This is a genomic window from Bradyrhizobium sp. SZCCHNR1017 (genome assembly GCF_032381375.1).
Lineage (GTDB): Bacteria > Pseudomonadota > Alphaproteobacteria > Rhizobiales > Xanthobacteraceae > Bradyrhizobium.
In genome coordinates, this window is record NZ_JAUHIR010000001.1 from 732,758 (window position 1) to 753,642 (window position 20,885).

The window sequence follows — 20,885 nt, forward strand, 5'->3', positions numbered from 1 at the left end:
CGGACAGGAGAACCGGATGAAGAAGAGAACCCTGGGCAAGAGCGGCCTCGAAGTGTCGGCCATCGGCTTCGGCTGCATGGGCCTGAACTTCGGCTACGGTCACGCGCTCGAGAAGGACGACGCGGTCAACCTTATCCGCGCCGCCTTCGATCGCGGCGTGACATTTTTCGACACCGCCGAAATCTATGGACCGTTCACGAATGAGGAGCTGGTCGGCGACGCCCTGGCTCCCGTTCGGGACAAGGTGGTCATCGCCACCAAGTTCGGCTTTGCGATCGACCCGGCGACCGGCCGGTCATCAGGGATGAACAGCCGCCCCGAGCGCATTCGCGCGGTCGCGGAGGCATCCCTGAAGCGGCTCAAGACCGATCGCATCGATCTGTTCTATCAGCACCGCGTCGATCCGGACGTGCCGATCGAGGACGTCGCCGGCGCGGTCAAGGATCTCATCGGGCAAGGCAAGGTCAGGCACTTCGGCCTGTCCGAGCCCAGCGCCCAGACCGTACGGCGCGCGCATGCCGTCCAGTCCGTTGCCGTGCTCCAGAACGAGTATTCGCTGTGGACCCGAGGTCCCGAGAGCAACGGCATCATTCAGGCATGCGAGGAGCTCGGCATCGGCCTGGTGCCCTATAGTCCCCTGGGAAAAGGCTTTCTGACCGGCGCGATGAACGAGACGACCACGCTGGCCGACAACGACTTCCGCAGCACCCTGCCGCGCTTCACGCCCGCGGCGATGAAGGCCAACCAGGCGCTGGTCGATCTCCTCAAGCAGATCGCCGAACGCAAGGCATCCACGCCGGCCCAGATCGCGCTCGCCTGGCTGCTCGCGCAAAAGCCGTGGATCGTTCCCATTCCGGGCACGACCAAGCTCCATCGCCTCGACGAGAATCTCAAGGCCGCCGACGTCGAGCTCACTGCGGACGATCTCGCCCAGATGGAGCAGGCCGCAGTTGCGATCAAGGTTGAGGGAGAACGCTATCCCCCGCACCTGATGGCGACAACAGGGCGGTAGAACCCCTCTCCCACATCACCGGGCACTCCCATCGTGAGCGCCCGAAACCACCTGGAGGCGACGCGCCGCCGGCGGCGCGTACACCCCACAGCTTCACCGAGATCGCGCCTTCTCCTTCACACCAAGGCGCGCCCTGAATTTCAGAACGGAATGTCGTCGTCCATGTCGCTGTTGCGTCCGCCACCGCCCGCCGAAGCAACCGCGCGGCGCGGCGGCGCCATCGACGGACCGCTGCTGCCGAAATCACCGCCACCCATGTCATCGGAGAAGCTGCCGCCACCGCCGCCCCGGCCATCGAGCATCGTCAGGGTGGAGTTGAAGCCCTGCAGCACGACCTCGGTCGAGTACTTCTCGACACCGCTCTGATCGGTCCATTTGCGGGTCTGCAGCGCGCCCTCGATGTAAACCTTGGCGCCCTTCTTCAAATACTGCTCGGCGACCTTGCAAAGACCTTCGTTGAAGATCACCACGCGGTGCCACTCGGTCTTTTCCTTGCGCTCGCCTGTCGCCTTGTCGCGCCACGTTTCCGACGTCGCAATGCTCAGATTGGCGATCGGCCGCCCATCCTGCGTGCGCCGGATCTCGGGGTCCTTGCCGAGATTGCCGACCAGAATCACCTTGTTCACACTACCCGCCATCACCACTCTCCCGCGGTTCTCGATCATCGGACCGGCCGTCCACACCGGCCTCACGGCGTCCGGTGGCTAACCCTTCCTCTCGCGGCGGACCCTATACGGTTGCCGCGCGGTCCACCCGCCCTGTCCATTGCTTATCCACATATAGCAGGCGGAAGGCCATTGTTCCAGTTTTGTTCGCGCGCATATGTCTACAACCGTGCGTCGAGTTCCACGGAACTCGATGGAACCGCAAGTTCTCGCAATGGAACCCGGAAAAAGTTCCCTTATTCACGAAAAAGGGATTAACTTTCATTAAGTTAGCCGGCCTCACTTCCTCCTCGGCTGTGGCTTTTGGGAGACGGTATCCAGGGTTGAATCGCGTATATTTGAGGATGGATTGGGGCCGCAAGCGTGGTCGCACCAACTTCACAGACGAGCGTCTCCGGGGACCATTTTGGAGACGCCCAACGCGGGAGACTTGGGATGAAACGAATTTTTCTCGGAGCTGTCAGCTTGATGGTTTTGGGGGCGCTGACGCCGGCGGGAGCCGCCGATCTCGCCGCCCGCCCGTACACGAAGGCCCCGGTGATGGCGCCGGCGCCGCTTCCGACCTGGGCCGGCTTCTACCTCGGCCTGCAGGGCGGCGGCGGCTGGGGCCGCAGCAACGAGACCTTCTTCGGGGCGCCGAATACGGCGATCTTTGCCGGCACCCAGAACTATGACACCAGCGGCGGCTTCGTCGGCGGTGTGGTCGGCTACAACTGGCAGGTCGACAACATCGTGTTCGGTCTCGAGGGCGACTATCACTGGGCCGACATCAACGGCCGGTCGGGCGTCGTCAACGCCGGTCTCGGCGATACCTACTTCACTAGGCTGCGCGGCTTCGGCGACATCAAGGGCCGCCTCGGCTGGGCTGCGGGTCCGGCGCTGTTCTTTGTCAGCGGCGGCGCTGCCGTCGGCGATCTCCAGCACCGCTACGACGCGGCGCTCAATGGTGGCGCGGCCAATAGCTTCGCTCAGAACAACTGGCGCTGGGGCTGGACGATCGGTGCCGGCGCCGAGTACATGTTCGCGCCGAACTGGTCGGCCAAGGTCGAATACAACTATCTCGACTTCGGCAAGAGCTCGATTCAGTACAGCGCGGTTCCGACCAACCGCTCCGAGTGGAGCGACACCGTGCACACCGTCAAGGCGGGCGTCTCCTATCACTTCGGCGGCCCGATCGTGTCGCGCTACTGATTGCACGCAAAAAGCGAATATGTCGAAAGGCCGGCCTCGCGCCGGCCTTTTTTGTGTGCCAGAACCGGCACTTGCCGAGCCGTTGTGTCCTTTGGGTGACGGCTTTTTACGGCGGAAGGAGCTATCAACGTCCGGCGGGTGGGCGTTGGTGAGAGCGTGCGTGCGGGCGTCGGACGTGGTTTGGGGAATGCGATGAGAAGGCTGTTGCTGGGGGCGACAACTTCGCTGGCGCTGGGGATTGCGCCGGCCATCGCTGCCGATCTGCCCGCGCGCACCTTCACCAAAGCGCCTGCGATGATCACGACGATCTATGATTGGAGTGGCTTCTATATCGGCCTGAATGCCGGCGGCGCAGCGGCCCGCACCTGCTGGACCAACAAGGTCAGCTTTGCCGGCGTGGCCGCAACCAACGCGGAAGGCTGCCATGATGCGACCGGCGCGCTGGCGGGCGGCCAGATCGGCTATCGCTGGCAGGCTGGCGGCTGGGTGTTCGGCATCGAAGGTCAAGGCAACTGGGCCAACCTCAAGGGCAGCAACACCAGCCAGTTCGCCCCGGCCGTGACCAACCAGACCAAGATCAACGGCATCGGCGTGTTCAGCGGCCAGATCGGCTATTCCTGGAACAACGTGCTCTGGTACGTGAAGGGTGGCGCCGCGGTCGCGGGTGAGAAGTACAACGGCCTCTCCACGGCCACGGGTGTGGTGCTCGACCAGTCCAGCGCCACGCGCTGGGGGGCTGCGGTCGGGACTGGTGTCGAGGTCGGCTTCGCCAAGAACTGGTCGGTCGCAGCCGAATACGAGCACCTGTTCATGGGCAACCGCACCCTCGGCTTCTCGGGTGTTCCCCTTGGAGCTGCGGGCCGGACCGATGCGGTCGGCCAGGACGTCGACATGGCGACGGTCCGCGTGAACTATCGCTGGGGCGGTCCCGTCGTTTCCAAGCACTGACCCTCGAGGGCTGACACTCGGGATCTCACGCGGCGGCGCTTGCCCGGCCTGTCGTCACTCACGCTGTGACACAGCTCCCCCGTCGGCACTGGCAGTCGCCGTCTTTACCCGCGCTTAAGCACGATCGGCACATCCCGCCACGCGGCTCGTCCCGGTCACGAGTTTGGAAAGCAGTCTCCCTTACAACCAGCCACAGGCCACCTTCGCGTGGGCCCGGATCGGAGGGATCCGGAGCGTGGTGTATTGGGACTGGGGAGAGACGAATGCAGAAGACGACCTTGATCTTGACCGCCAGCGCCGCGGCGCTGGGGCTGGCGCCGGCCTCAGCGGCCGACTTCGCGACGCGCCCTTACAGCAAGGCGCCGCCGCCGGCCTATGTCACGCCGCTGCCGAACTGGGCCGGATTCTACCTCGGCGTCAATGGCGGCGCCGACTGGAGCCACAATTGCTGGACGCTCAATCGCGTCGGCGGCGTGCCGGTGGTGCCGACCCAGTCCGAAGGCTGCCACAACGCCTCGAGCGGCCTGGTCGGCGGCCAGGTCGGCTATCGCTGGCAAGCGGCGAGCTGGGTGTTCGGCGTCGAGGCCCAGGGCGACTGGACCGACCTGAAGTCGTCCAATGCGAGCACGGCTGCGCTGGCCGCGGGCATCACCAACACCACCAAGACCGATGCGATCGGCCTGTTCACCGGCCAGGTCGGCTACGCCTGGGGCAACGTGCTCTGGTACGTGAAGGGCGGTGCCGCCGTCACCCACAACAAATACACCGGCACGGCGAATGCGGCCGCGCCCTTCCCGGTCGGCACGCTGCTGGATTCCGCCAGTGAGACCCGCTGGGGCAGCACCGTCGGCACCGGCGTCGAGTTCGGCTTCGCACCGAACTGGTCGGTCGCCGTCGAGTACGATCACCTGTTCATGGGCTCGCGCGACATCACCTTCCCGGCCACCGCAACCGTGCTGTCGCGCGTCGACACCATCAAGCAGGACATCGACATGGCGACCGTCCGGGTGAACTATCGTTTCGGAGCGCCGATGGGCACCCGCTACTGAAGAAAGTCACCGCTCGCACGCATTCGGAAAGGCCGGCCGTCGCGCCGGCCTTTTTCGTGTCAACAGCCCGGCAGCGTCGCGGCTTTTTCGTGCTAAATATATGATTTATAACGCTTTTTCATTTCTGTGGCGGGCGCGTTACAGCCTCTCCGGGATGCCCTGTGTATGACTTGCCCATCGCTTGTCATTCCAACCTCCCGGGGGAGAATTTGATGAAGAAGTTGCTTGTGATCACGACGGCGCTCGTCGGCATCGCATCCGCCACATCCGCGTCGGCGGCCGACATGGCGGCCCGCCCGTACACCAAGGCGCCGCCGATGATGGTTGCCATCAACGACTGGAGCGGCTTCTACCTTGGCATCAACGGCGGCTACGGAACGAGCCGCAATTGCTGGACGCTCGTGAATGGCCCAGCCGAGGGCTGCCATAACGCCACCGGCGGCACGATCGGCGGTCAGTTCGGCTATCGCTGGCAGATGGGCTCGGTCGTGTTCGGCCTCGAGGCGCAGGGCAACTGGGCCGACCTCACCGGCAACAACGTCAGCCCGGTGTTCGCGCCCGATCGCAACCGCACCAAGCTCAGCGCCTTCGGCCTGTTCACCGGCCAGATCGGCTATTCCTTCGACAATGTCCTGCTCTACGCCAAGGGCGGCGCGGCCGTCACCGACACCAAGTACGAGATCTTTTCCGGCGTGATCAACACCGTGCTGGCTACCACGACCGTGCACAAGTGGGGCGCGTCCGTCGGCGCTGGCGTCGAATACGCCTTCTCGCCGGGCTGGTCGGTGGGCTTCGAGTACGACCACCTGTTCATGGGCAACACGAACGTCCCGTTCCGCGGTGCGGTGTTCACCCAGACCGACACCATCAAGCAGGACGTCGACCTGTTCACGGCGCGCCTGAACTACCGCTTCGGCGGTCCGGTCGTCGCCAAATACTGATTGATCGTTCGACAACCGAAAGTTCCAAAGGCCGGCGCAAGCCGGCCTTTTTGTTGCTCAGAAGCCGCCTTTGCCGCCCTGCAACACTTGGAACCAAGCATTTGAGTTACATGAACAATCTGGAACTCCCCCGTAGAAACGCGGTTTGGCCGCGAGTGTGTCTTCAGGGTGACGGTAATCCGTACGGAACCGGGCTATAGGAACCTCGTCAACTTGAACGGGTGAGTCTGTTTCGTGCGTAAGCTTATCGGTGCGATGCGGACTTCGAGGAATAAAAAACTGGAGACTGGAATGAAGAAGATCCTGCTCGCGACCGTGGCCTTGGCCGCCCTGGCCGCTCCCGCTGCCGCCGCTGATCTTGCCGCGCGCCCGACCTACACCAAGGCCCCGGTTCTCGCGCCGGTGCTGACCTGGACCGGTTTCTACATCGGTGCCATGGGCGGCTATGCCAACGAGGATGCTGACTTCGCGGCCATGAAGGGCGGCTTCGCCGGCGGCACCGTCGGCTACAACTGGCAGCAGGGTGCTGTCGTGTTCGGCCTCGAGGCCGACGCCGCTTGGGCCGACATCAACGCAAACGTTGGCGCGCTCGGTGTCAACGCCGAGTCCAAGATCCGCGACTGGGGCACTGTCCGCGGCCGCATCGGCTACGCCTTCGGCCCGACCCTGCTGTACGCGACCGGTGGTTACGCCTGGGCCGACAACCGCATCTCGCTGACGGCCCCCGGCTTCGCCGCTGCCGACAGCAAGATCCACTCCGGCTGGACCGTCGGCGCTGGCGTCGAGTACATGTTCGCCCCGAACTGGTCGCTGAAGGGCGAGTACCTCTACAAGAGCTTCGGTGGCGAGAGCTACACCTTCACCGGCCTCGGCACGCTCGCAACCGGCACCCTCAACGTGCATTCCGGTCAGGTCGGCATCAACTACCACTTCTAAGTCTTTGCCTACGGGCCAACGCACACAGCCTTCGCTCTGTCAGAGCGGAGGCTTTTTCTTTGTGGGATCGTGCACAAAACAGTACGGAACCGGCAGTCTCCTGCCAGTCGCTGCCATTCCCTGAGCGCATTGTTGATGATTCGCTGACGGCACTGGAAATCCAGCTCCGTTCTTCCTACGTTCCGACCATACCTTTTCCCCCTGGCGTCCGATGGCCGGCTTCCGGCGAACGCGCCTGCAACGATGGCGCAACTCTGCGCCGTGGGACGATCGTCATGGATGAAGTGCTCAAGGCCAAGCAGCGCGCGCAAGCCAACCAGTCGAGCCTGCGGGCCATCACCATCCGCGGCGCCCGCGAGCACAATCTGAAAAACATCGACGTCGAGATCCCGCGCGACAGGCTCGTCGTCTTCACCGGCCTGTCCGGTTCCGGCAAATCCTCGCTCGCCTTCGATACGATCTATGCCGAGGGTCAGCGCCGCTACGTCGAATCGCTGTCGGCCTATGCCCGTCAGTTCCTCGAGATGATGCAGAAGCCGGACGTCGACCAGATCGACGGCCTGTCGCCGGCGATCTCGATCGAGCAGAAGACGACCTCGAAGAACCCGCGCTCGACGGTGGGCACCGTCACCGAGATCTACGACTACATGCGCCTCTTGTGGGCGCGCGTTGGCGTTCCCTACTCCCCGGCGACCGGCCTGCCGATCGAAAGCCAGACCGTCTCGCAGATGGTCGACCGCGTGCTGGCGATGCCCGAGGGCACCCGCCTCTATCTGCTGGCGCCGGTCGTGCGGGGACGCAAGGGCGAGTACAAGAAGGAGCTCGCCGAATATCTCAAGAAGGGCTTTCAGCGCGTCAAGATCGACGGCACCTTCCATGAGCTCGCCGAGGCGCCCACGCTCGACAAGAAGTTCCCGCACGATATCGACGTCGTTGTCGACCGCATCGTCGTGCGCCCCGACATCGGCCAGCGTCTCGCAGAAAGCTTCGAGACCGCGCTGAAGCTCGCGGAGGGACTCGCCGTGATCGAGTTCGCCGACGCGCCTGCATCGTCATCACCGGGCCGCGCCGAAGGCGCGAGACCCGGTGATCCATCCTCCTCCAAGGAGATGGATGGCCGGGTCAAGCCCGGCCATGACGAGAAGAAGCAAGACGACAAGAAGAAGGTCGCAAAGATCCACGACAAGAGCGGGCCCGAGCGCATCCTGTTCTCGGAGAAGTTCGCCTGCCCGGTCTCCGGCTTCACCATCCCCGAGATCGAGCCGCGGCTGTTTTCATTCAACAACCCCTATGGCGCCTGCCCGGAATGCGGCGGCCTGGGGGTCGAGCAGCACGTCGATGCCGACCTCGTCATTCCCGACAAGGACGTCACCCTGCGCAAGGGTGCGATCGCCCCCTGGGCCAAGTCGTCGTCGCCCTACTACCTGCAGACGCTGACCGCGCTCGGCAAGTTCTACAAGTTCACGCTGGACACCAAGTGGAAGGACCTGCCGAAGAAGACGCAGACCGCCCTGCTGCACGGCTCCGGCGACGACGAGATCAAGTTCACCTATGAGGACGGCGTCCGCGCCTACGACACCAAGAAGCCGTTCGAGGGCGTCATCACCAACATCGAGCGCCGCTTCCGCGAGACCGAGAGCGAGTGGGCGCGCGAGGAGCTCGGCAAATACTTCAATGACGTGCCCTGCGCCGGCTGTAACGGCTACCGCCTGAAGCCCGAGGCGCTGTGCGTCAAGGTCGGCGGCAAGCACATCGGCGAGATCAGCGACCTCTCCGTCAAGGCCGCCGGAGAATGGTTTGCCGAGGTGCCGAAGGCCCTGAACGCGCAGCAGACCGAGATCGCCACGCGAATCCTGAAGGAGATCCGCGACCGCCTCACCTTCCTGCTCGACGTCGGCCTCAACTACCTGACCCTGGCGCGCTCCTCCGGCACGCTGTCCGGCGGCGAGAGCCAGCGCATCCGCCTGGCGTCGCAGATCGGCTCGGGGCTGACCGGCGTGCTCTACGTGCTCGACGAGCCGTCGATCGGCCTGCACCAGCGCGACAATGCCCGCCTGCTCGACACGCTGAAGCGGCTGCGCGACCTCGGCAACACCGTCATCGTCGTCGAACATGACGAGGACGCGATTCGGCTCGCCGACTATGTGCTCGACATCGGTCCCGGCGCCGGCACTCATGGCGGCCACATCGTCGCCGAGGGCACGCCGGCCGAGATCATGCGCAATCCGGCGTCGCTGACCGGCAAATATCTCACCGGCGAGCTCGAGGTCGAGGTGCCCGAGCGGCGGCCGCCGAACCATCGCCGCACCATCAAGGTCGTCAACGCCCGCGGCAACAATCTGAAGAACGTCTCGGCCGAGATTCCGCTCGGCCTGTTCACCGCGATCACAGGCGTGTCCGGCGGCGGCAAGTCGACGCTTCTGATCGACACGCTCTACAAGGCGATCGCACGCAAGCTCAACGGCGCCAACGAGGCAGCCGCGCCGCACGACCGCATCGAGGGGCTGGAGCATATCGACAAGATCATCGACATCGACCAGTCGCCGATCGGCCGCACGCCGCGCTCCAACCCCGCGACCTATACCGGCGCGTTCACGCCGATCCGCGAATGGTTCGCCGGCCTTCCCGAATCCAAGGCGCGCGGCTACGAGCCCGGCCGGTTCTCCTTCAACGTCAAGGGCGGCCGCTGCGAGGCGTGCCAGGGCGACGGCGTCATCAAGATCGAGATGCACTTTTTGCCCGACGTCTACGTCACCTGCGACGTCTGCAAGGGCAAGCGCTACAACCGCGAGACGCTCGACGTGCTGTTCAAGGGCAAGTCGATCGCCGACGTGCTCGACATGACCGTCGAGGAGGCCGCGGAGTTCTTCAAGGCGGTGCCGCGCGTGCGCGACACCTTCGAGACCCTGCGCCGCGTCGGCCTCGACTACATCCATGTCGGCCAGCAGGCCACCACGCTGTCCGGCGGCGAGGCCCAGCGCGTCAAGCTCGCCAAGGAGCTGTCCAAGCGCGCCACCGGCCGCACGCTCTACATCCTCGACGAGCCGACGACGGGCCTGCACTTCCACGACGTCAAGAAGCTCTTGGAGGTGCTGCACGAGCTGGTCGCGCAGGGCAACACGGTGGTCGTGATCGAGCACAATCTCGAGGTCATCAAGACCGCCGACTGGGTCATCGACCTCGGCCCCGAAGGCGGCGACGGCGGCGGCGAGATCGTCGCCTGGGGCCCGCCGGAAGATATCGTCAAGGCGCCGCGCAGCTACACCGGGCAGTTCCTCAAGCCGGTGCTGGAGAAGTCGGCCAAGCCGAAGAAGCGCGGCCGCGGCGCCGCCAGCGAGGCGGCGGAGTAGTTGCCCTCAACTCCCTTGTATCGATCGTCATTGCGAGCGAAGCGAAGCAATCCAGGGCCGCGTACGCGACTCTGGATTGCTTCGTCGCTGCGCTCCTCGCAATGACGCATGTGGTCGATACCGGTTCATCACAGCAAAGCCCGCCGCTCCCTGCAGAGCGGCGGGCTCGATGTTTCTGCAACGAACTCAGATTACCACTGGCGATAATACCCGCTCCACGTGCCGTTGTTGTTGCCGCGCGGGCCGACGTCGCCCTGGGTCGAGCTTGGGGTCGGGTGGTTGGTGCCGTTGTAGCCGGCGCCCCAGCCCGGGCCGTCATACGGGCCCGGCGCGACGGCGACGTAGCCTTCCTCATAGACCGGCCCTGGCGCCCAGGCGAAGGAGTCGCGGTAGGCATAGGTGCTGGTGACCTGGCCGCCATAGCCGTAGCCGCCCGGCCCGTATTCGCCGGCCGAGGCGCCGATCGTGCCGGCGACCAGCGTGACGGCGGTGAGCGCTGCCAATCCAAACGTGCGTGTCATGAACTTGCTCCGTTGTTCCTAATTCATCGAGGAACAAACCATCGTCATGCCCCGGCAGTTCCGCCACCCGCCACAACATGTGTGCGACACAACGTGGCGCTCACGTTGCCGCGATCAGATGATCCAGAATGCTGGTCGCATCATCTCGCAAGCGCCTGGGCGCCCTCTCAGACGACAAACCCGCCGCTCTTGTCCGAGCGGCGGGCTTGATCGGCTCACTTCAGCGCCAGACGGCAACTACCACTGCCGGTAGGCGCCGGTCAGCGTGCCGTTGTTGTTGCCGGACGGGCCGACATCGCCCTGGGTCGAGCCCGGGGTCGGATGGTTGGTGCCGTTGTAGCCGCCGCCCCAGGCCACTGGGCCAGCCACCGGACCCGGCGCGTAGGCCGGCGCCGGCGCTGCGCCATACACCGGCTCGGAATCGGAGGTCTGCGCCGGCGGCACCCAGGCCATGGAGTCGCCGAATCGAGCATAGCCCTGCGCGGACGCGGCGGCGGTGCCGATCACCAGCGTGGCTCCGGCCAGCGCGGCCATCTTGATCGTACGTTGCATGTCTCTCTCCTCGCTTCTGTGCGGGGTCAACCACCGCACGGCGCCAGGCGTTCCCGCAGCGCACACTCACAATAATCGTGATGAAAGGTTGATCGGCCGCCGCACCGAGCCCCCTTGCAGGACTGAGCGAACCCAGCCCCGCAAAAGCTGCCCTGCGGCGCTCAGGCCGCGACGGCGACCGCCCGTGGCCGCGCCACGCCGGTCTTGGTGACTCCCGGCAGCGGCGGCGCCTTCGTGCCGGTCGCATGCGGGAAATACTGCAGCTGCATGGAATGCATGTAGCCGGCTTCCGCGGTCCAGGAGTCGTTCGCCTCGACGATCGGCGTGATCGTGAACAGATCCGAATTGCTCGGCGCAATCGACGTATAGGTCGGGATCGCTGCGCTGAGCCACTCGAGCGGTTTGTAGATCGAGTAGTAGTTGGTATCCTTCAGGACCGGCGCCGGCGGCGGATAGGTACCGAGAATTCCGTTCAGGTTGGCCCAGGCCATCGGCACGATGTCGTTGCTGTTGACCGCCGCGTAATAGGTGTAGCTCTTTGCGAAGGTCGTCGCGAAGCCCGCGTTCCACATCGTCGGAGCCGCGAAGGTGTGCGGCCACAGCGTGAACGTCAGCGACGAGTTCAGCTTCGGCAACTGGTCCTGCAGCCACGCCGTCGCCACCACGGCGAGCGCGCCGCCGAGGCTGTGCCCGGTCACCATCAGTTGCAGGTTCTGCTTGGCCGCAAGGCCGCGCAGATAGTCCAGCAGCGACAGGTCCGTCGTGGGATCGGTGAGCGCGATGACCAGCGCCAGCGCGTCGTTGATTCCGGCGCTGATCTGCAGCGGCGCTCCGGCCTGCTGCGGATAGAGCCACGGCACCTGGAAGACAGCATCGGCATCGGCGAGCACGTTCTCGAACGCGCCGGCGACCGAGCCATCAACATCGGTGCCGCGGAACGCCACCGCGTAGCTGCCGTCGCTGCCTTGCGCGACGTAGGCGAGCACGCCGTTGTTGACCGCCGGGCCCCAGCATAGCGACCACGGACCGTTCGCCGCCCCCGACGGGACGGACTTCAGCATCGCCACGAAATCGCTCGGCTGAACCACATCGAGCGCGTCGTCGATATAGGCGAAGTAGGACAGATACGCTGCAGCAACCTTGTTGAGGGCCATGTGAAATCTCTCTGGCTTGAATGATGAAAACAATTTCGATCAAATCGGGCAGGCAGACCCTGATCCGCCGGCCCACCGGGATGATAGACCGCGTTATCTCCAGGTGCACATCACAACATGTTCAACCCCTGATCATCGAACGTCACCGTGGAGCTGCGACACGCAATGATCGCATCTCATTGCGCGCCGCCCCTCCCATTGCTATGGCGCAGGCTGTCGCAGGACGACACGCCTCGACGATCATCAGCTCCTCGCCACGCTCACCTCGCGCGATGCCCTACTCTCTCGTCATCTTTGATCTCGACGGCACCCTCGCCGACAGCTTCCCGTGGTTTCGCACCCACGTGAACGTCGTCGCGCAGCGCTTCGGCTTTCGTCAGGTGAAGGACGAGGACATCGACGGGCTCCGCCATGCCTCGACCCGTGAGATCCTCGATTTCCTTCAGGTGCCGCGCTGGAAGCTGCCCTTCATCGCGCGCCACGTGCGCCAACTGAAGACGGCGCATGCAGCGAGCATCCCGCTGTTCGCAGGCGTCGACATCATGCTCGACACCCTTGCCGCGAACGGCACCATGCTCGCATTGGTCTCGTCGGACAGCGAGGCCAACGCGCGGCAGAAGCTCGGATCGCGCGCCGGGCTGTTCGCCGATTTCGATTGCTCGGCCTCGGTGTTCGGCAAGGCACGGAAGTTTCGCCGGGTGCTGAAGCGGCTGCGCGTCGACCCGGCAGAGGCCATCGCGATCGGCGACGAGACCCGCGACATCGAGGCGGCGCGTGCCGCCGGCATCGCCTTCGGCGCGGTGACATGGGGCTATGCCGCGGAGCAGGCGCTGCGCGACCACCAGCCGGAGATGCTGTTCACCCGGATGGACGAGATCGTGGAGCGGTTGGTGGTGCCCGCCAGACGAGATTCGTAGCCTGCATCAGCGCCGCCGGCGACATGCAGGGATAGTGACGAGCCTCGATAACCTCACCGCGTCATTGCGAGCGCAGCGAAGCAGTCCAGAGTCTTCGCGCGGCCTCGATTGCTTCGCTGCGCCGCTGCGCTCGCAGTGACGGAGGCTGCAGATGCAACTCCATTTCCGCCACCGGCGGACCTGCTCACCGCCGCAGGAACGCGCCGAATGCGCGCGGACCGTCGCCGACCTTGATCTCTCCGGTGACCTTCAGCGCGGCCACGTCGATGACGCTCAGAATGTTGCTCTCCCAATTGGCGACGATGACGCGCTGGCCGTCGGCGGTCGCCTCGATGCCCTCCGGATAGTCGCCGACGCTAATGCGCTTGAGCGGCTGCAGGCTCGCCAGGTCGAACACGCTGACCGTGCCGTCATACTGGTCGGTGGCGAAGCCCCTGCCCTGCGCCAGCGCCACCGCATAGGGCCGCAAACCGGTCTTGACCCGGCCGATCTCGCGGCGCTCGGCGAGGTCGATCACCGAGACGTCGTTGGAGGCGACATTTGCCGTGTAGGCGCGCTTGCCCTCGGCGTCGATGGTGACACCGAACGGCCGCGTGCCGACCTTGATGGTCGCAAGGCGCTGGCGCGTCGCCGTGTCGATCACCGAGACCATGTCGTCATCGCGGTCGGCGGAGAGCAGCAGCTTGCCGTCTTGTGTCACCGCAAGCCCCGACGGCGAGGCGCCGACCGCGATGCTGCCGGTCACGGTCCGGGTCTTCGCATCGATCACGCGGATTGCGGCGTTGTACCAGTCTGCGACGTAGACCGTCGAACCGTCCGGCGTCACGGCAATGCCGAGCGGCCCGCCACCGACCTCGACCCGTCCAACCACCTTTCGCGCGACAGCGTCGACGACGCTCACGCTCTTGTCGTCCGGGCTCGCCACATAGGCGAAGCGTCCGTCGGCAGCCACCGCGACGCCGGCCGGCTTGCCGCCGATCGGGATCGTCGCCACCGGCTTCGAGGTCGCGAGGTCGACGATCGTCAGATCGTCGCTGAGCTGGTTGGTGACGAAGGCCTCCTCGGCATGGGCACTGGCGCAGCAGACGAGCAAGGCTGCGAGCAGAAACGCTCGAATAGGATCTGGGAGACGATGAGTGGTGCAGCGCCTTGCCTTGTACCCACCTCGCCCCGCTCTTGTCCGCCGTAGCTCGCAGAGCGAAGGCGGATGCGGGGCCGCGACGAGCTTCGCTCGCGCTGAGAGGTCGGATTGCATCGCCAGATGCAATCCGGGTGAGGGGGCACAGGTCCCACCACCCACACCACCCGTTCGGCAGCCCCTTACCCCAACCCTTTCCCCGTAAGAACGGAGAGAGGGAGCGCAGCGCTGACTTGGCGACATGGTCGTATCCAATCAGCTCCCGCTTTCCACCTTCTTCTTCAGTCCTTCGAGCCCGCCCTTGTACAGGCCGGTCACCGCATTGACCGCGGCCTCGTCGTTCAGCTCCGGTGGCGGATCGTTGTTGGGGAAGCCGCGGTAGAACGCGCCGGTCCATTCGACCACGCTGCCCTTGCCGTCCGCACTCGGCGTCACCGCGATGGTCGACGAGTAGTTCGTCACCGGCAGCACCTTCACGTCGACGGCGGTGATACGGTACGAATAGCTCATCTTCTCGGCGTCGTATTTGTAGAGCTCCTCGTCGACGGTAGCGCCGCCCTTCAGGGTCAGCTTGCGCGTGGCGCCAATCTCGTTGCCCTTGTCGCCCGCGGTCTTGTCGACGACGCCGAGCCAGCTCATGTCCTGGAAGTTGCCGATCACGGCCCACACCTTGGCGGGCGCGGCGTTGATCTCGACGTGCTCCTGCACCTTGCGCCGGGTCGGACCATGCGCATCCGCTGTGGTCAGGGCCGTCGTTGCGATCGCGAGCGCCGCCGTCACGGCCAGCGCCTTGCCGAACACCATCCTCATGTCGTTTCCTCAGTCACTCTCATTGGCCGGCGCATCCGGCGCGCGGCGGCGCATCTTTGCACCGCTCCCGATTGTTGCAACAAAAAAGACCGTGTCGTGGCCGATCAATTCGCGCCGCAGCAGCGCTTGTATTTCTTGCCGGAACCGCAGGGACAGGGGTCGTTGCGGCCGACCCTGCCGAACGACGCGAAGGGATTGGGCTGCCGGGCGAAGCTGGTGGACGCGGGCAGCGGAGCCCCGCTCTGCCGGTATTGATGCAGCGTCAGCACCGCCTCGCGGATATTCTGGGGCGCGTTGCGACTGAGATTTCGATATTCGACGGGATCCGGGTTCTCGTCGAGAGTTGCACCGATCATCATCATCAGACCGACCGCAGCCATGGCGACTTCGCCGCCCACCCGCTCATACGCATCGAACCTGTCACGACGCAGGTTCGTGGCCGCCGCGAAGCCGTCGATCCACAGCTCCCAGACGACCTCGCCGTTGAAGCCGTCGATAGGAAAGCGCGGCTGGTACTGCTCCGGATGATGCGCGAGCGTCAGCGCGATCTCCCGGTGATAGTCCATGACCAGCCCGAGCACCTCGTTGGCATGGTCGATGCCGGTGAACACGGAGCGACGGCCCTTGCCGAGCCCGAAGGCCGCCGCGAACCATTCGCCCGGCGGAATCGGCTCAGGGAGCACGAGCAGGCCGGCGATGAAGCCGTCGAGCTCCTCCAGCACCATGGCGCGATCATCCAGGGCCAGGAGCGCCTGTTCGAGCTTGTCGTGGCGACCGATCTGCTCCGGCATGCAGCCCCTCTTCCTTCGCTCCTGTCACGTTCCGAGTCGCCCGACGGGCACGGCGCGCACATGGCCGAGCCACGACGCGGCCGTTTTGACACCAAAACGGCCATGCGCGCAAAACCTAAATTTGCGCACGGGATCAGCGGCATCACCCTTGTCCAGTCCTGCCGTGAAAAATATTCCTGTTTCGCCATTTCGGAATTTCTGTTTTCCTGCATGCGTCCTGTCCTCACGAGAGGGGCGCTTCGCGGTCGTCACGGGCGTGGAGGGCGGGATGCGATGGACGTCACGGGCCCGGCGCTTTTGCGCAGACGACGGGTTTTGTGGCGGACGGCGAAATCGTGTGGTCCTGACCTCCCGACGCTGAGGTCAAGTGGGTGTCGATGCCTTCAAGGCGTCGCGCCGATGACGGTGGCCAGAAGGCCCGGCGCACCGAGGAGAGCGCGTATAAGCCGGTAGAAACCGTCGCGCAGGGAAGGCCGGTTGTTCGGCCAATCCTGTGGTTCCTGCCGCCTGCATTTTTTTCGCAGGCGGGCCATGGGTGCGGCCTGCACCCGGCCTTCCCTGCGCCCTCTCACCGAGGAGGGCGGAATGAACGTCAAAGCTCGGGTGCACCTGGCACGGCGAGAACGCGCAGTCATGTCTCTCCGTCATCGCGAGGAGCAAAGCGACGAAGCGATCCAGAGTCCTCGTGGGATCCTGGATTGCTTCGCGGAGCCTGTCATCGGGCCGCGCTTAGCGCGGACCCGTTGGCTCGCAATGACGGCCGAGCAGGCTTCGCTCTGCTCGCCCGTCATCCCGGCCTCACTCCGCCAGCACCGCCTGCGCGAAGCCGTCGGGGTCGGCGCAGAACTCACGCATCGCCTTGAAATGATCCGTATCCTGCACCGCGACCTTCTCCAGGCCGTATTTGGTCAGCCGCAACAGGGTCGCGCCGGGATAGGCCATCAGGACCGGCGAATGCGTCGCCATCAGCACCTGGCAATGGCTGGAATCATCCATGCGCCGCATCAGCTTCAGGAACTCGATCTGGCGCGCCGGCGACAGCGCCGATTCCGGCTCATCGAAGATGTAGATGCCCTGGCGCTGGCAGCGCTCCTCGAAGAAGCGCAGGAACCCCTCGCCATGCGAATGGGACAGGAAGTCGGGCGGCGGCCCGCCGAACGGATCGTCCAGTGCGGCCTGATCGAGATAGCGCGCCACCGAAAAGAAGCTCTCGGCGCGGAAGAACCAGCCTTGCGTGATCTTCGGCAACCAACTCGCGCGCAGCGCGGCGGCAACTGCGCCGCCCATACGCTCGATCGCACGCCCATGGTCGACCGGCACGTAACCCTTGCCGCCGCCAGCTTCGTCGTAGCCCGCGAGCGCGGCAATGCCTTCGAGCAGGGTCGATTTGCCGGTGCCGTTCTCGCCGACAATGATGGTGATGGCGTTGGTGAAGCTGAGCTCGAACGCGTCCTGCAGGAACGGCAGGCAAAACGGATAGGCCGCGCGATCGGAGATCTTCGCCGGATCGAGCCACAGCCGCTTCAGATAAGGGGCCGGCAGCCGGATCTCGCGTTGCTTCCTCGCCATGACGCCTTCACAACCTCGGTAACATCACCGGCAATCTCGCACATCGCGCCCGCATCGGCCACCGGCCCACGCGGGCTACGCCACGACCTCCAGCACCAGCTCCATCGTCATCAGCACCGGATTGTCGCCGCGGACGAGGCGCCCCCGCGCGAGCGCGCCGGTGTAGTCGACCAGCGCGGCGTCAACAGTGGCTTCAAGGCCGTCGTCGCCCGGCGCGATCGCGCCGGCGGTGATCGTCAGCTCCGTCGCGAACGGCTCGACGACGACGCCGTCCTCGAAGCGCGCCCCGATGGTCGAGCCGACGCCGCCGCGAATGCGCGCTTTGCTGATCCCCTGCGCCCGGCAGAACGCTTCCAGGCAACCGGCGAAATCCTGGTTCGGCCGCAGCCGGAGCGCGAAGGCGCGGCAGTCCGTCGTGGCGCCGCTTGGTGCGGCCGCTACCGGCCCGAACAGCTTGAAGCCGGTCTCGACGTCCGGCTCTGCCGTGAAGATCGCGCCGTCGAGCCCGAAGGCGTCGACCTCGAACGGCTCGGCGACGATGGTCTCCTCCGGCAGGATGTGCCCGCCGCCGTTGCGGCTCCCCTCCTCCATCCACAGCGCGTGGCAATGGAAGAATGGCGCGCCGTCGCGCACGCCGAGCGTCATCGTCGCCGTCGACAGGCGCGTCACACCGGCGGGACGATAGGTGTCGCTGTAGAACGCGGCATGATCCGCCGTCTTCGACAGCGCCGGCATCACATAGGCGAACGGTCCGAGCGCACCGCCTTTGATATCGAGCACACCGCCGGCAAAGCCATTGGCCGCAAAGCCGCGGCGCGCGGCGTCCAAGAGCGGCAACCCCTGCTCCATGGTGAAGGTGAACACACGGCCGCGGGCCTCGACCCACTGGATGCGATCCGCGACGGGCGCACCGGGCTGGGTGATGGATCGCATCACGCGTCAGCCCTGCCTGGTGAGATCGAGCAGGCCGCGCGCCTCGAGCTCGTCGCGCACCAGACGCTTCGGAATCTTGCCATAGCCCGATTTGGGCAACGCGTCCCAGAAGAAGAAGCGCTTCGGCATCTTGTAGCGCGGCAGCTTGGTGGCGAGATAGCCGGCAATCGCGCTCTCGCTCGGCGCGGCCGCACCTTCGCGCGCCACGCAGACGGCAACACCGACCTCGCCCCACACCGGATCGGGCACGCCGAGCACGGCGACCTCGCCGATGTCGGGATGCGTCAGGATCTTTTCCTCGACTTCGCGCGGATAGATGTTGGAGCCACCGGAGATGTACATGTCCGAGGCGCGGCCGGTGATATAGACGAAGCCCTGCGCATCCATGTGGCCGAGATCGCCGGTGCGAAACCAGCCGTCGCGAAACGCCTTCGCATTGGCGTCGGGATTGTCGTAGTAGCCCGCGAACACGGCCGGACCGATGACGCAGATCTCGCCGGTCTCGCCCGGCTTCAGCTCGCGTCCCTGATCGTCCTGGATCGAGACCTGCATGCCCGTGCGCTCATAGCCGCAGGTGCCGATCCGCGCCTCCGGCCCATCCTCTTCCTCGTGCGCGGCGGCCGGCAGCACCGTGATGTTGCCGGTGACCTCGCCGAGCCCGAAATACTGCACGATCACCTTGCCGAGCCGCGCCAGCGCGCGCTTCTGGTCCTCGCGATACATCGGCGCGCCGGCATAGATCACGTGGCGCAGCGAGGAGTGATCGAACTGGTCGACCGCGGGATGCTCGACCATCATCTTCAGGATGGTCGGGACCGTGAACAGGTTGCTGACGCGATGCATCTCGATCAGGCGGAAGGCTTCGGTGATGTCGAACTTCTCGCTCGGCAGCAGCACGGTCTTGGCGCCGCGCGCGCTCTGCATCAGCTGGTGCACGCCGGCGCCGTGCGACAGCGGCGCCACGACGAGAGACGCGTCGTACTCGGTCGTGCCCGGCGTCAGATCCGCGAGATGATTGGTGATGACGAACGCCATCTGGCCATGCGTCAGCACCGCCGCCTTGGAGCGACCGGTCGTGCCGGAGGTGAAGAAGAACCAGCAGGGATCGTCATGCTCGACGGCCGCGTTCGCGACGTGTGCGCCGACATGCGCCTTCATTGCGTCGGCCACGGCCCCCGTGCCGAAGCTGCCGCCTTCACCGATGCGCCAGGTAAAGTCAGCAGTCGTCACTGCGGCAGCATGATCCGGAAAGTCGCCGTGGCAGAGAAACGCCTTCGCGCCCGAGGCGGTCGCGAGATAGGCGACCTCGTCCGGCATCAGTCGGAAATTGGTGGGCACCCAGACCGCGCCGAGCCGGAACGCGGCGAACATCGAGACGAACATCTCCTCGCAGTTCTTGGAGTGCACCAGAATGCGATCGCCCTTGGCGATCCCCTGCTCGGCCAGCGCCGCCGCGAGTGCCGAGACCATCGCGTCGATTTCGCGCCAGGTCCACGACCTCTCGCCCCAGACGAAGCCGACGCGGTCGCCGAGCCGGCGGCCATTTTGCGTGACGATATGCGCGAGGTTCATCACCCGGCGGGACATGCGCAGGGGTGCCGGCGTCATCGACAATCTCTCGCGCCGCGGCTGCTGACGAACAGACCCATGGAAGCGTCCCCTCGATCGATCCTTCAGGCGATCTCAGCCGCCCGATACCTTTGGGCCTGTTTATCCCGGTCCTGCTCGCCCTCGCAAGGCCGGCCTCCCCATCCCACCCATGCGGTGGCGTGTTTCGAACGGATGCGGATGCCGCGCGACAAACCGTGGCCGGCCGCGCATTTCTTCATATCACCGCGCGCCGAATCTGATTTGAGGACAACCATGATCGATCGTCGCTTCCTGCTTCTCGGCCTCGCTGGCGTGCTCGCCGCTTCTCCGCTGCACGCGCAGGCGCCTGCTTCCAGCGAGCCCGTCGGCATCATGACCGCGATCTACACCCGCGTCGCCAAGGGCAAGGGGGAGGATGGCGGCACCTTCGTCATCGAGGACAAGGCGGCGCGCGCGAAGTATCTGTCGAAGTCGCTGGCCGCCCAATGGGCGAAGATGGACGCCCGCACGCCCAAGGGCGAGGTCGGGGCGATCGATTTCGATCCCGTCACGAATTCGCAGGATCCCGATGTCGCCTCGTTCAAGGTGACGCCGGAAATGCAGGACGGCGACAAGGCAACCGTCGCGGTCAGTATCCGCGGCCACCGGACCGAGCGCAAGGAACAGGCCGACGACATCATCCGTTACGACCTCGTGCGCGAAGCGGGCCAATGGAAGATCGACGACATCCGGGGGGCGGTCGATGGCAAGCCATGGTCGATCCGTGCACTGCTGGCGGAGTTCCTCAAGATCACCGAGAAACCTAAACGAAAGTAGAG

19 protein-coding genes are annotated in these 20,885 nt (G+C 65.3%); 9 read left to right on the forward strand and 10 right to left on the reverse strand.

The genetic code is table 11. The features are described from left to right. The first annotated feature begins 16 nt into the window (after positions 1-16). Positions 17-1,012 (forward strand): aldo/keto reductase, encoded by a 996-nt coding sequence (locus QW863_RS03405; protein ID WP_315711765.1) that lies wholly within the window; start codon positions 17-19, stop codon positions 1,010-1,012. 140 nt (positions 1,013-1,152) lie between these two features. Here QW863_RS03405 and QW863_RS03410 read toward each other — a convergent pair whose 3' ends face one another. Next, positions 1,153-1,650: a single-stranded DNA-binding protein gene (locus QW863_RS03410; RefSeq protein WP_315711764.1), complete on the reverse strand. Its 498-nt coding sequence runs from the start codon at positions 1,648-1,650 to the stop codon at positions 1,153-1,155. Between the two features lie 462 nt (positions 1,651-2,112). On the opposite strand from QW863_RS03410, the gene QW863_RS03415 reads away from it, so the two are divergent. From QW863_RS03415 to uvrA, 6 genes are all read left to right on the forward strand, one after another. After that, the gene (locus QW863_RS03415; RefSeq protein ID WP_315711763.1) at positions 2,113-2,868 is read left to right on the forward strand and encodes an outer membrane protein; all 756 of its coding nucleotides are present in this window, start codon (positions 2,113-2,115) and stop codon (positions 2,866-2,868) included. A 192-nt stretch (positions 2,869-3,060) separates the two neighbouring features. Further along, on the forward strand, positions 3,061-3,816 hold the full coding sequence (locus QW863_RS03420) for an outer membrane protein (protein WP_315711762.1): 756 nt from the start codon (positions 3,061-3,063) through the stop codon (positions 3,814-3,816). Positions 3,817-4,079: 263 nt separating this feature from the next. Next, positions 4,080-4,865: an outer membrane protein gene (locus QW863_RS03425; protein ID WP_315711761.1), complete on the forward strand. Its 786-nt coding sequence runs from the start codon at positions 4,080-4,082 to the stop codon at positions 4,863-4,865. A 212-nt stretch (positions 4,866-5,077) separates the two neighbouring features. Then, entirely contained in the window at positions 5,078-5,806 is a 729-nt protein-coding gene (locus tag QW863_RS03430; RefSeq protein ID WP_315711759.1) for an outer membrane protein, read from the forward strand. A gap of 291 nt (positions 5,807-6,097) precedes the next feature. After that, positions 6,098-6,742, forward strand: a complete 645-nt coding sequence (locus QW863_RS03435; protein ID WP_315711758.1) for a porin family protein — start codon at positions 6,098-6,100, stop codon at positions 6,740-6,742. A gap of 275 nt (positions 6,743-7,017) precedes the next feature. Further along, positions 7,018-10,092, forward strand: a complete 3,075-nt coding sequence (uvrA, locus tag QW863_RS03440; protein WP_315711756.1) for an excinuclease ABC subunit UvrA — start codon at positions 7,018-7,020, stop codon at positions 10,090-10,092. Between the two features lie 191 nt (positions 10,093-10,283). Here the strand turns inward: uvrA and QW863_RS03445 are convergent, their stop codons facing one another. The 3 genes from QW863_RS03445 to QW863_RS03455 all read right to left on the reverse strand — a co-directional run bounded on the left by QW863_RS03445 (position 10,284) and on the right by QW863_RS03455 (position 12,319). Further along, complete coding sequence (locus QW863_RS03445) at positions 10,284-10,613, reverse strand: hypothetical protein (protein WP_315711755.1); 330 nt, start codon at positions 10,611-10,613, stop codon at positions 10,284-10,286. A gap of 237 nt (positions 10,614-10,850) precedes the next feature. Then, entirely contained in the window at positions 10,851-11,165 is a 315-nt protein-coding gene (locus QW863_RS03450) for a hypothetical protein (RefSeq protein WP_315711753.1), read from the reverse strand. A 161-nt stretch (positions 11,166-11,326) separates the two neighbouring features. After that, positions 11,327-12,319 carry a lipase family protein gene (locus QW863_RS03455; RefSeq protein WP_315711752.1) on the reverse strand — a complete coding sequence of 331 codons (993 nt, stop codon included), beginning with the start codon at positions 12,317-12,319 and terminating at the stop codon, positions 11,327-11,329. A gap of 272 nt (positions 12,320-12,591) precedes the next feature. Between QW863_RS03455 and QW863_RS03460 the strand changes: the two genes are divergently transcribed. Continuing rightward, positions 12,592-13,236 carry an HAD hydrolase-like protein gene (locus QW863_RS03460; RefSeq protein ID WP_315711750.1) on the forward strand — a complete coding sequence of 215 codons (645 nt, stop codon included), beginning with the start codon at positions 12,592-12,594 and terminating at the stop codon, positions 13,234-13,236. A 184-nt stretch (positions 13,237-13,420) separates the two neighbouring features. Here the strand turns inward: QW863_RS03460 and QW863_RS03465 are convergent, their stop codons facing one another. The 6 genes from QW863_RS03465 to QW863_RS03490 all read right to left on the reverse strand — a co-directional run bounded on the left by QW863_RS03465 (position 13,421) and on the right by QW863_RS03490 (position 20,085). Then, the gene (locus QW863_RS03465) at positions 13,421-14,353 is read right to left on the reverse strand and encodes a cytochrome D1 domain-containing protein (RefSeq protein ID WP_315712611.1); all 933 of its coding nucleotides are present in this window, start codon (positions 14,351-14,353) and stop codon (positions 13,421-13,423) included. Positions 14,354-14,629: 276 nt separating this feature from the next. Beyond that, a complete protein-coding gene (locus tag QW863_RS03470; RefSeq protein ID WP_315711749.1) occupies positions 14,630-15,184 on the reverse strand; it encodes an SRPBCC family protein in 555 nt (184 codons plus the stop codon). 104 nt (positions 15,185-15,288) lie between these two features. Further along, the gene (locus QW863_RS03475; RefSeq protein WP_315711747.1) at positions 15,289-15,975 is read right to left on the reverse strand and encodes a UPF0149 family protein; all 687 of its coding nucleotides are present in this window, start codon (positions 15,973-15,975) and stop codon (positions 15,289-15,291) included. Positions 15,976-16,773: 798 nt separating this feature from the next. Beyond that, a complete protein-coding gene (locus tag QW863_RS03480) occupies positions 16,774-17,544 on the reverse strand; it encodes an AAA family ATPase (protein WP_315711746.1) in 771 nt (256 codons plus the stop codon). A 75-nt stretch (positions 17,545-17,619) separates the two neighbouring features. Next, positions 17,620-18,477: a PCC domain-containing protein gene (locus QW863_RS03485; RefSeq protein WP_315711745.1), complete on the reverse strand. Its 858-nt coding sequence runs from the start codon at positions 18,475-18,477 to the stop codon at positions 17,620-17,622. Positions 18,478-18,483: 6 nt separating this feature from the next. Next, positions 18,484-20,085, reverse strand: a complete 1,602-nt coding sequence (locus QW863_RS03490; RefSeq protein ID WP_315711744.1) for an acyl-CoA synthetase — start codon at positions 20,083-20,085, stop codon at positions 18,484-18,486. A 255-nt stretch (positions 20,086-20,340) separates the two neighbouring features. On the opposite strand from QW863_RS03490, the gene QW863_RS03495 reads away from it, so the two are divergent. After that, complete coding sequence (locus QW863_RS03495) at positions 20,341-20,883, forward strand: DUF3828 domain-containing protein (RefSeq protein ID WP_315712609.1); 543 nt, start codon at positions 20,341-20,343, stop codon at positions 20,881-20,883. Positions 20,884-20,885: the final 2 nt, after the last annotated feature.

Bases quoted from the DNA above. Each gene is read 5' to 3' on its own strand.
- QW863_RS03460 (WP_315711750.1), top strand. From the start codon at position 12,592: ATGCCCTACTCTCTCGTCATCTTTGATCTCGACGGCACCCTCGCCGAC.
- uvrA (WP_315711756.1), top strand. From the start codon at position 7,018: ATGGATGAAGTGCTCAAGGCCAAGCAGCGCGCGCAAGCCAACCAGTCG.
- QW863_RS03450 (WP_315711753.1), bottom strand. From the start codon at position 11,165: ATGCAACGTACGATCAAGATGGCCGCGCTGGCCGGAGCCACGCTGGTG.
- QW863_RS03430 (WP_315711759.1), top strand. From the start codon at position 5,078: ATGAAGAAGTTGCTTGTGATCACGACGGCGCTCGTCGGCATCGCATCC.
- QW863_RS03485 (WP_315711745.1), bottom strand. From the start codon at position 18,477: ATGCGATCCATCACCCAGCCCGGTGCGCCCGTCGCGGATCGCATCCAG.
- QW863_RS03495 (WP_315712609.1), top strand. From the start codon at position 20,341: ATGATCGATCGTCGCTTCCTGCTTCTCGGCCTCGCTGGCGTGCTCGCC.
- QW863_RS03425 (WP_315711761.1), top strand. From the start codon at position 4,080: ATGCAGAAGACGACCTTGATCTTGACCGCCAGCGCCGCGGCGCTGGGG.
- QW863_RS03405 (WP_315711765.1), top strand. From the start codon at position 17: ATGAAGAAGAGAACCCTGGGCAAGAGCGGCCTCGAAGTGTCGGCCATC.
- QW863_RS03445 (WP_315711755.1), bottom strand. From the start codon at position 10,613: ATGACACGCACGTTTGGATTGGCAGCGCTCACCGCCGTCACGCTGGTC.
- QW863_RS03455 (WP_315711752.1), bottom strand. From the start codon at position 12,319: ATGGCCCTCAACAAGGTTGCTGCAGCGTATCTGTCCTACTTCGCCTAT.
- QW863_RS03490 (WP_315711744.1), bottom strand. From the start codon at position 20,085: ATGACGCCGGCACCCCTGCGCATGTCCCGCCGGGTGATGAACCTCGCG.
- QW863_RS03470 (WP_315711749.1), bottom strand. From the start codon at position 15,184: ATGAGGATGGTGTTCGGCAAGGCGCTGGCCGTGACGGCGGCGCTCGCG.
- QW863_RS03480 (WP_315711746.1), bottom strand. From the start codon at position 17,544: ATGGCGAGGAAGCAACGCGAGATCCGGCTGCCGGCCCCTTATCTGAAG.
- QW863_RS03415 (WP_315711763.1), top strand. From the start codon at position 2,113: ATGAAACGAATTTTTCTCGGAGCTGTCAGCTTGATGGTTTTGGGGGCG.
- QW863_RS03410 (WP_315711764.1), bottom strand. From the start codon at position 1,650: ATGGCGGGTAGTGTGAACAAGGTGATTCTGGTCGGCAATCTCGGCAAG.
- QW863_RS03420 (WP_315711762.1), top strand. From the start codon at position 3,061: ATGAGAAGGCTGTTGCTGGGGGCGACAACTTCGCTGGCGCTGGGGATT.
- QW863_RS03435 (WP_315711758.1), top strand. From the start codon at position 6,098: ATGAAGAAGATCCTGCTCGCGACCGTGGCCTTGGCCGCCCTGGCCGCT.
- QW863_RS03475 (WP_315711747.1), bottom strand. From the start codon at position 15,975: ATGCCGGAGCAGATCGGTCGCCACGACAAGCTCGAACAGGCGCTCCTG.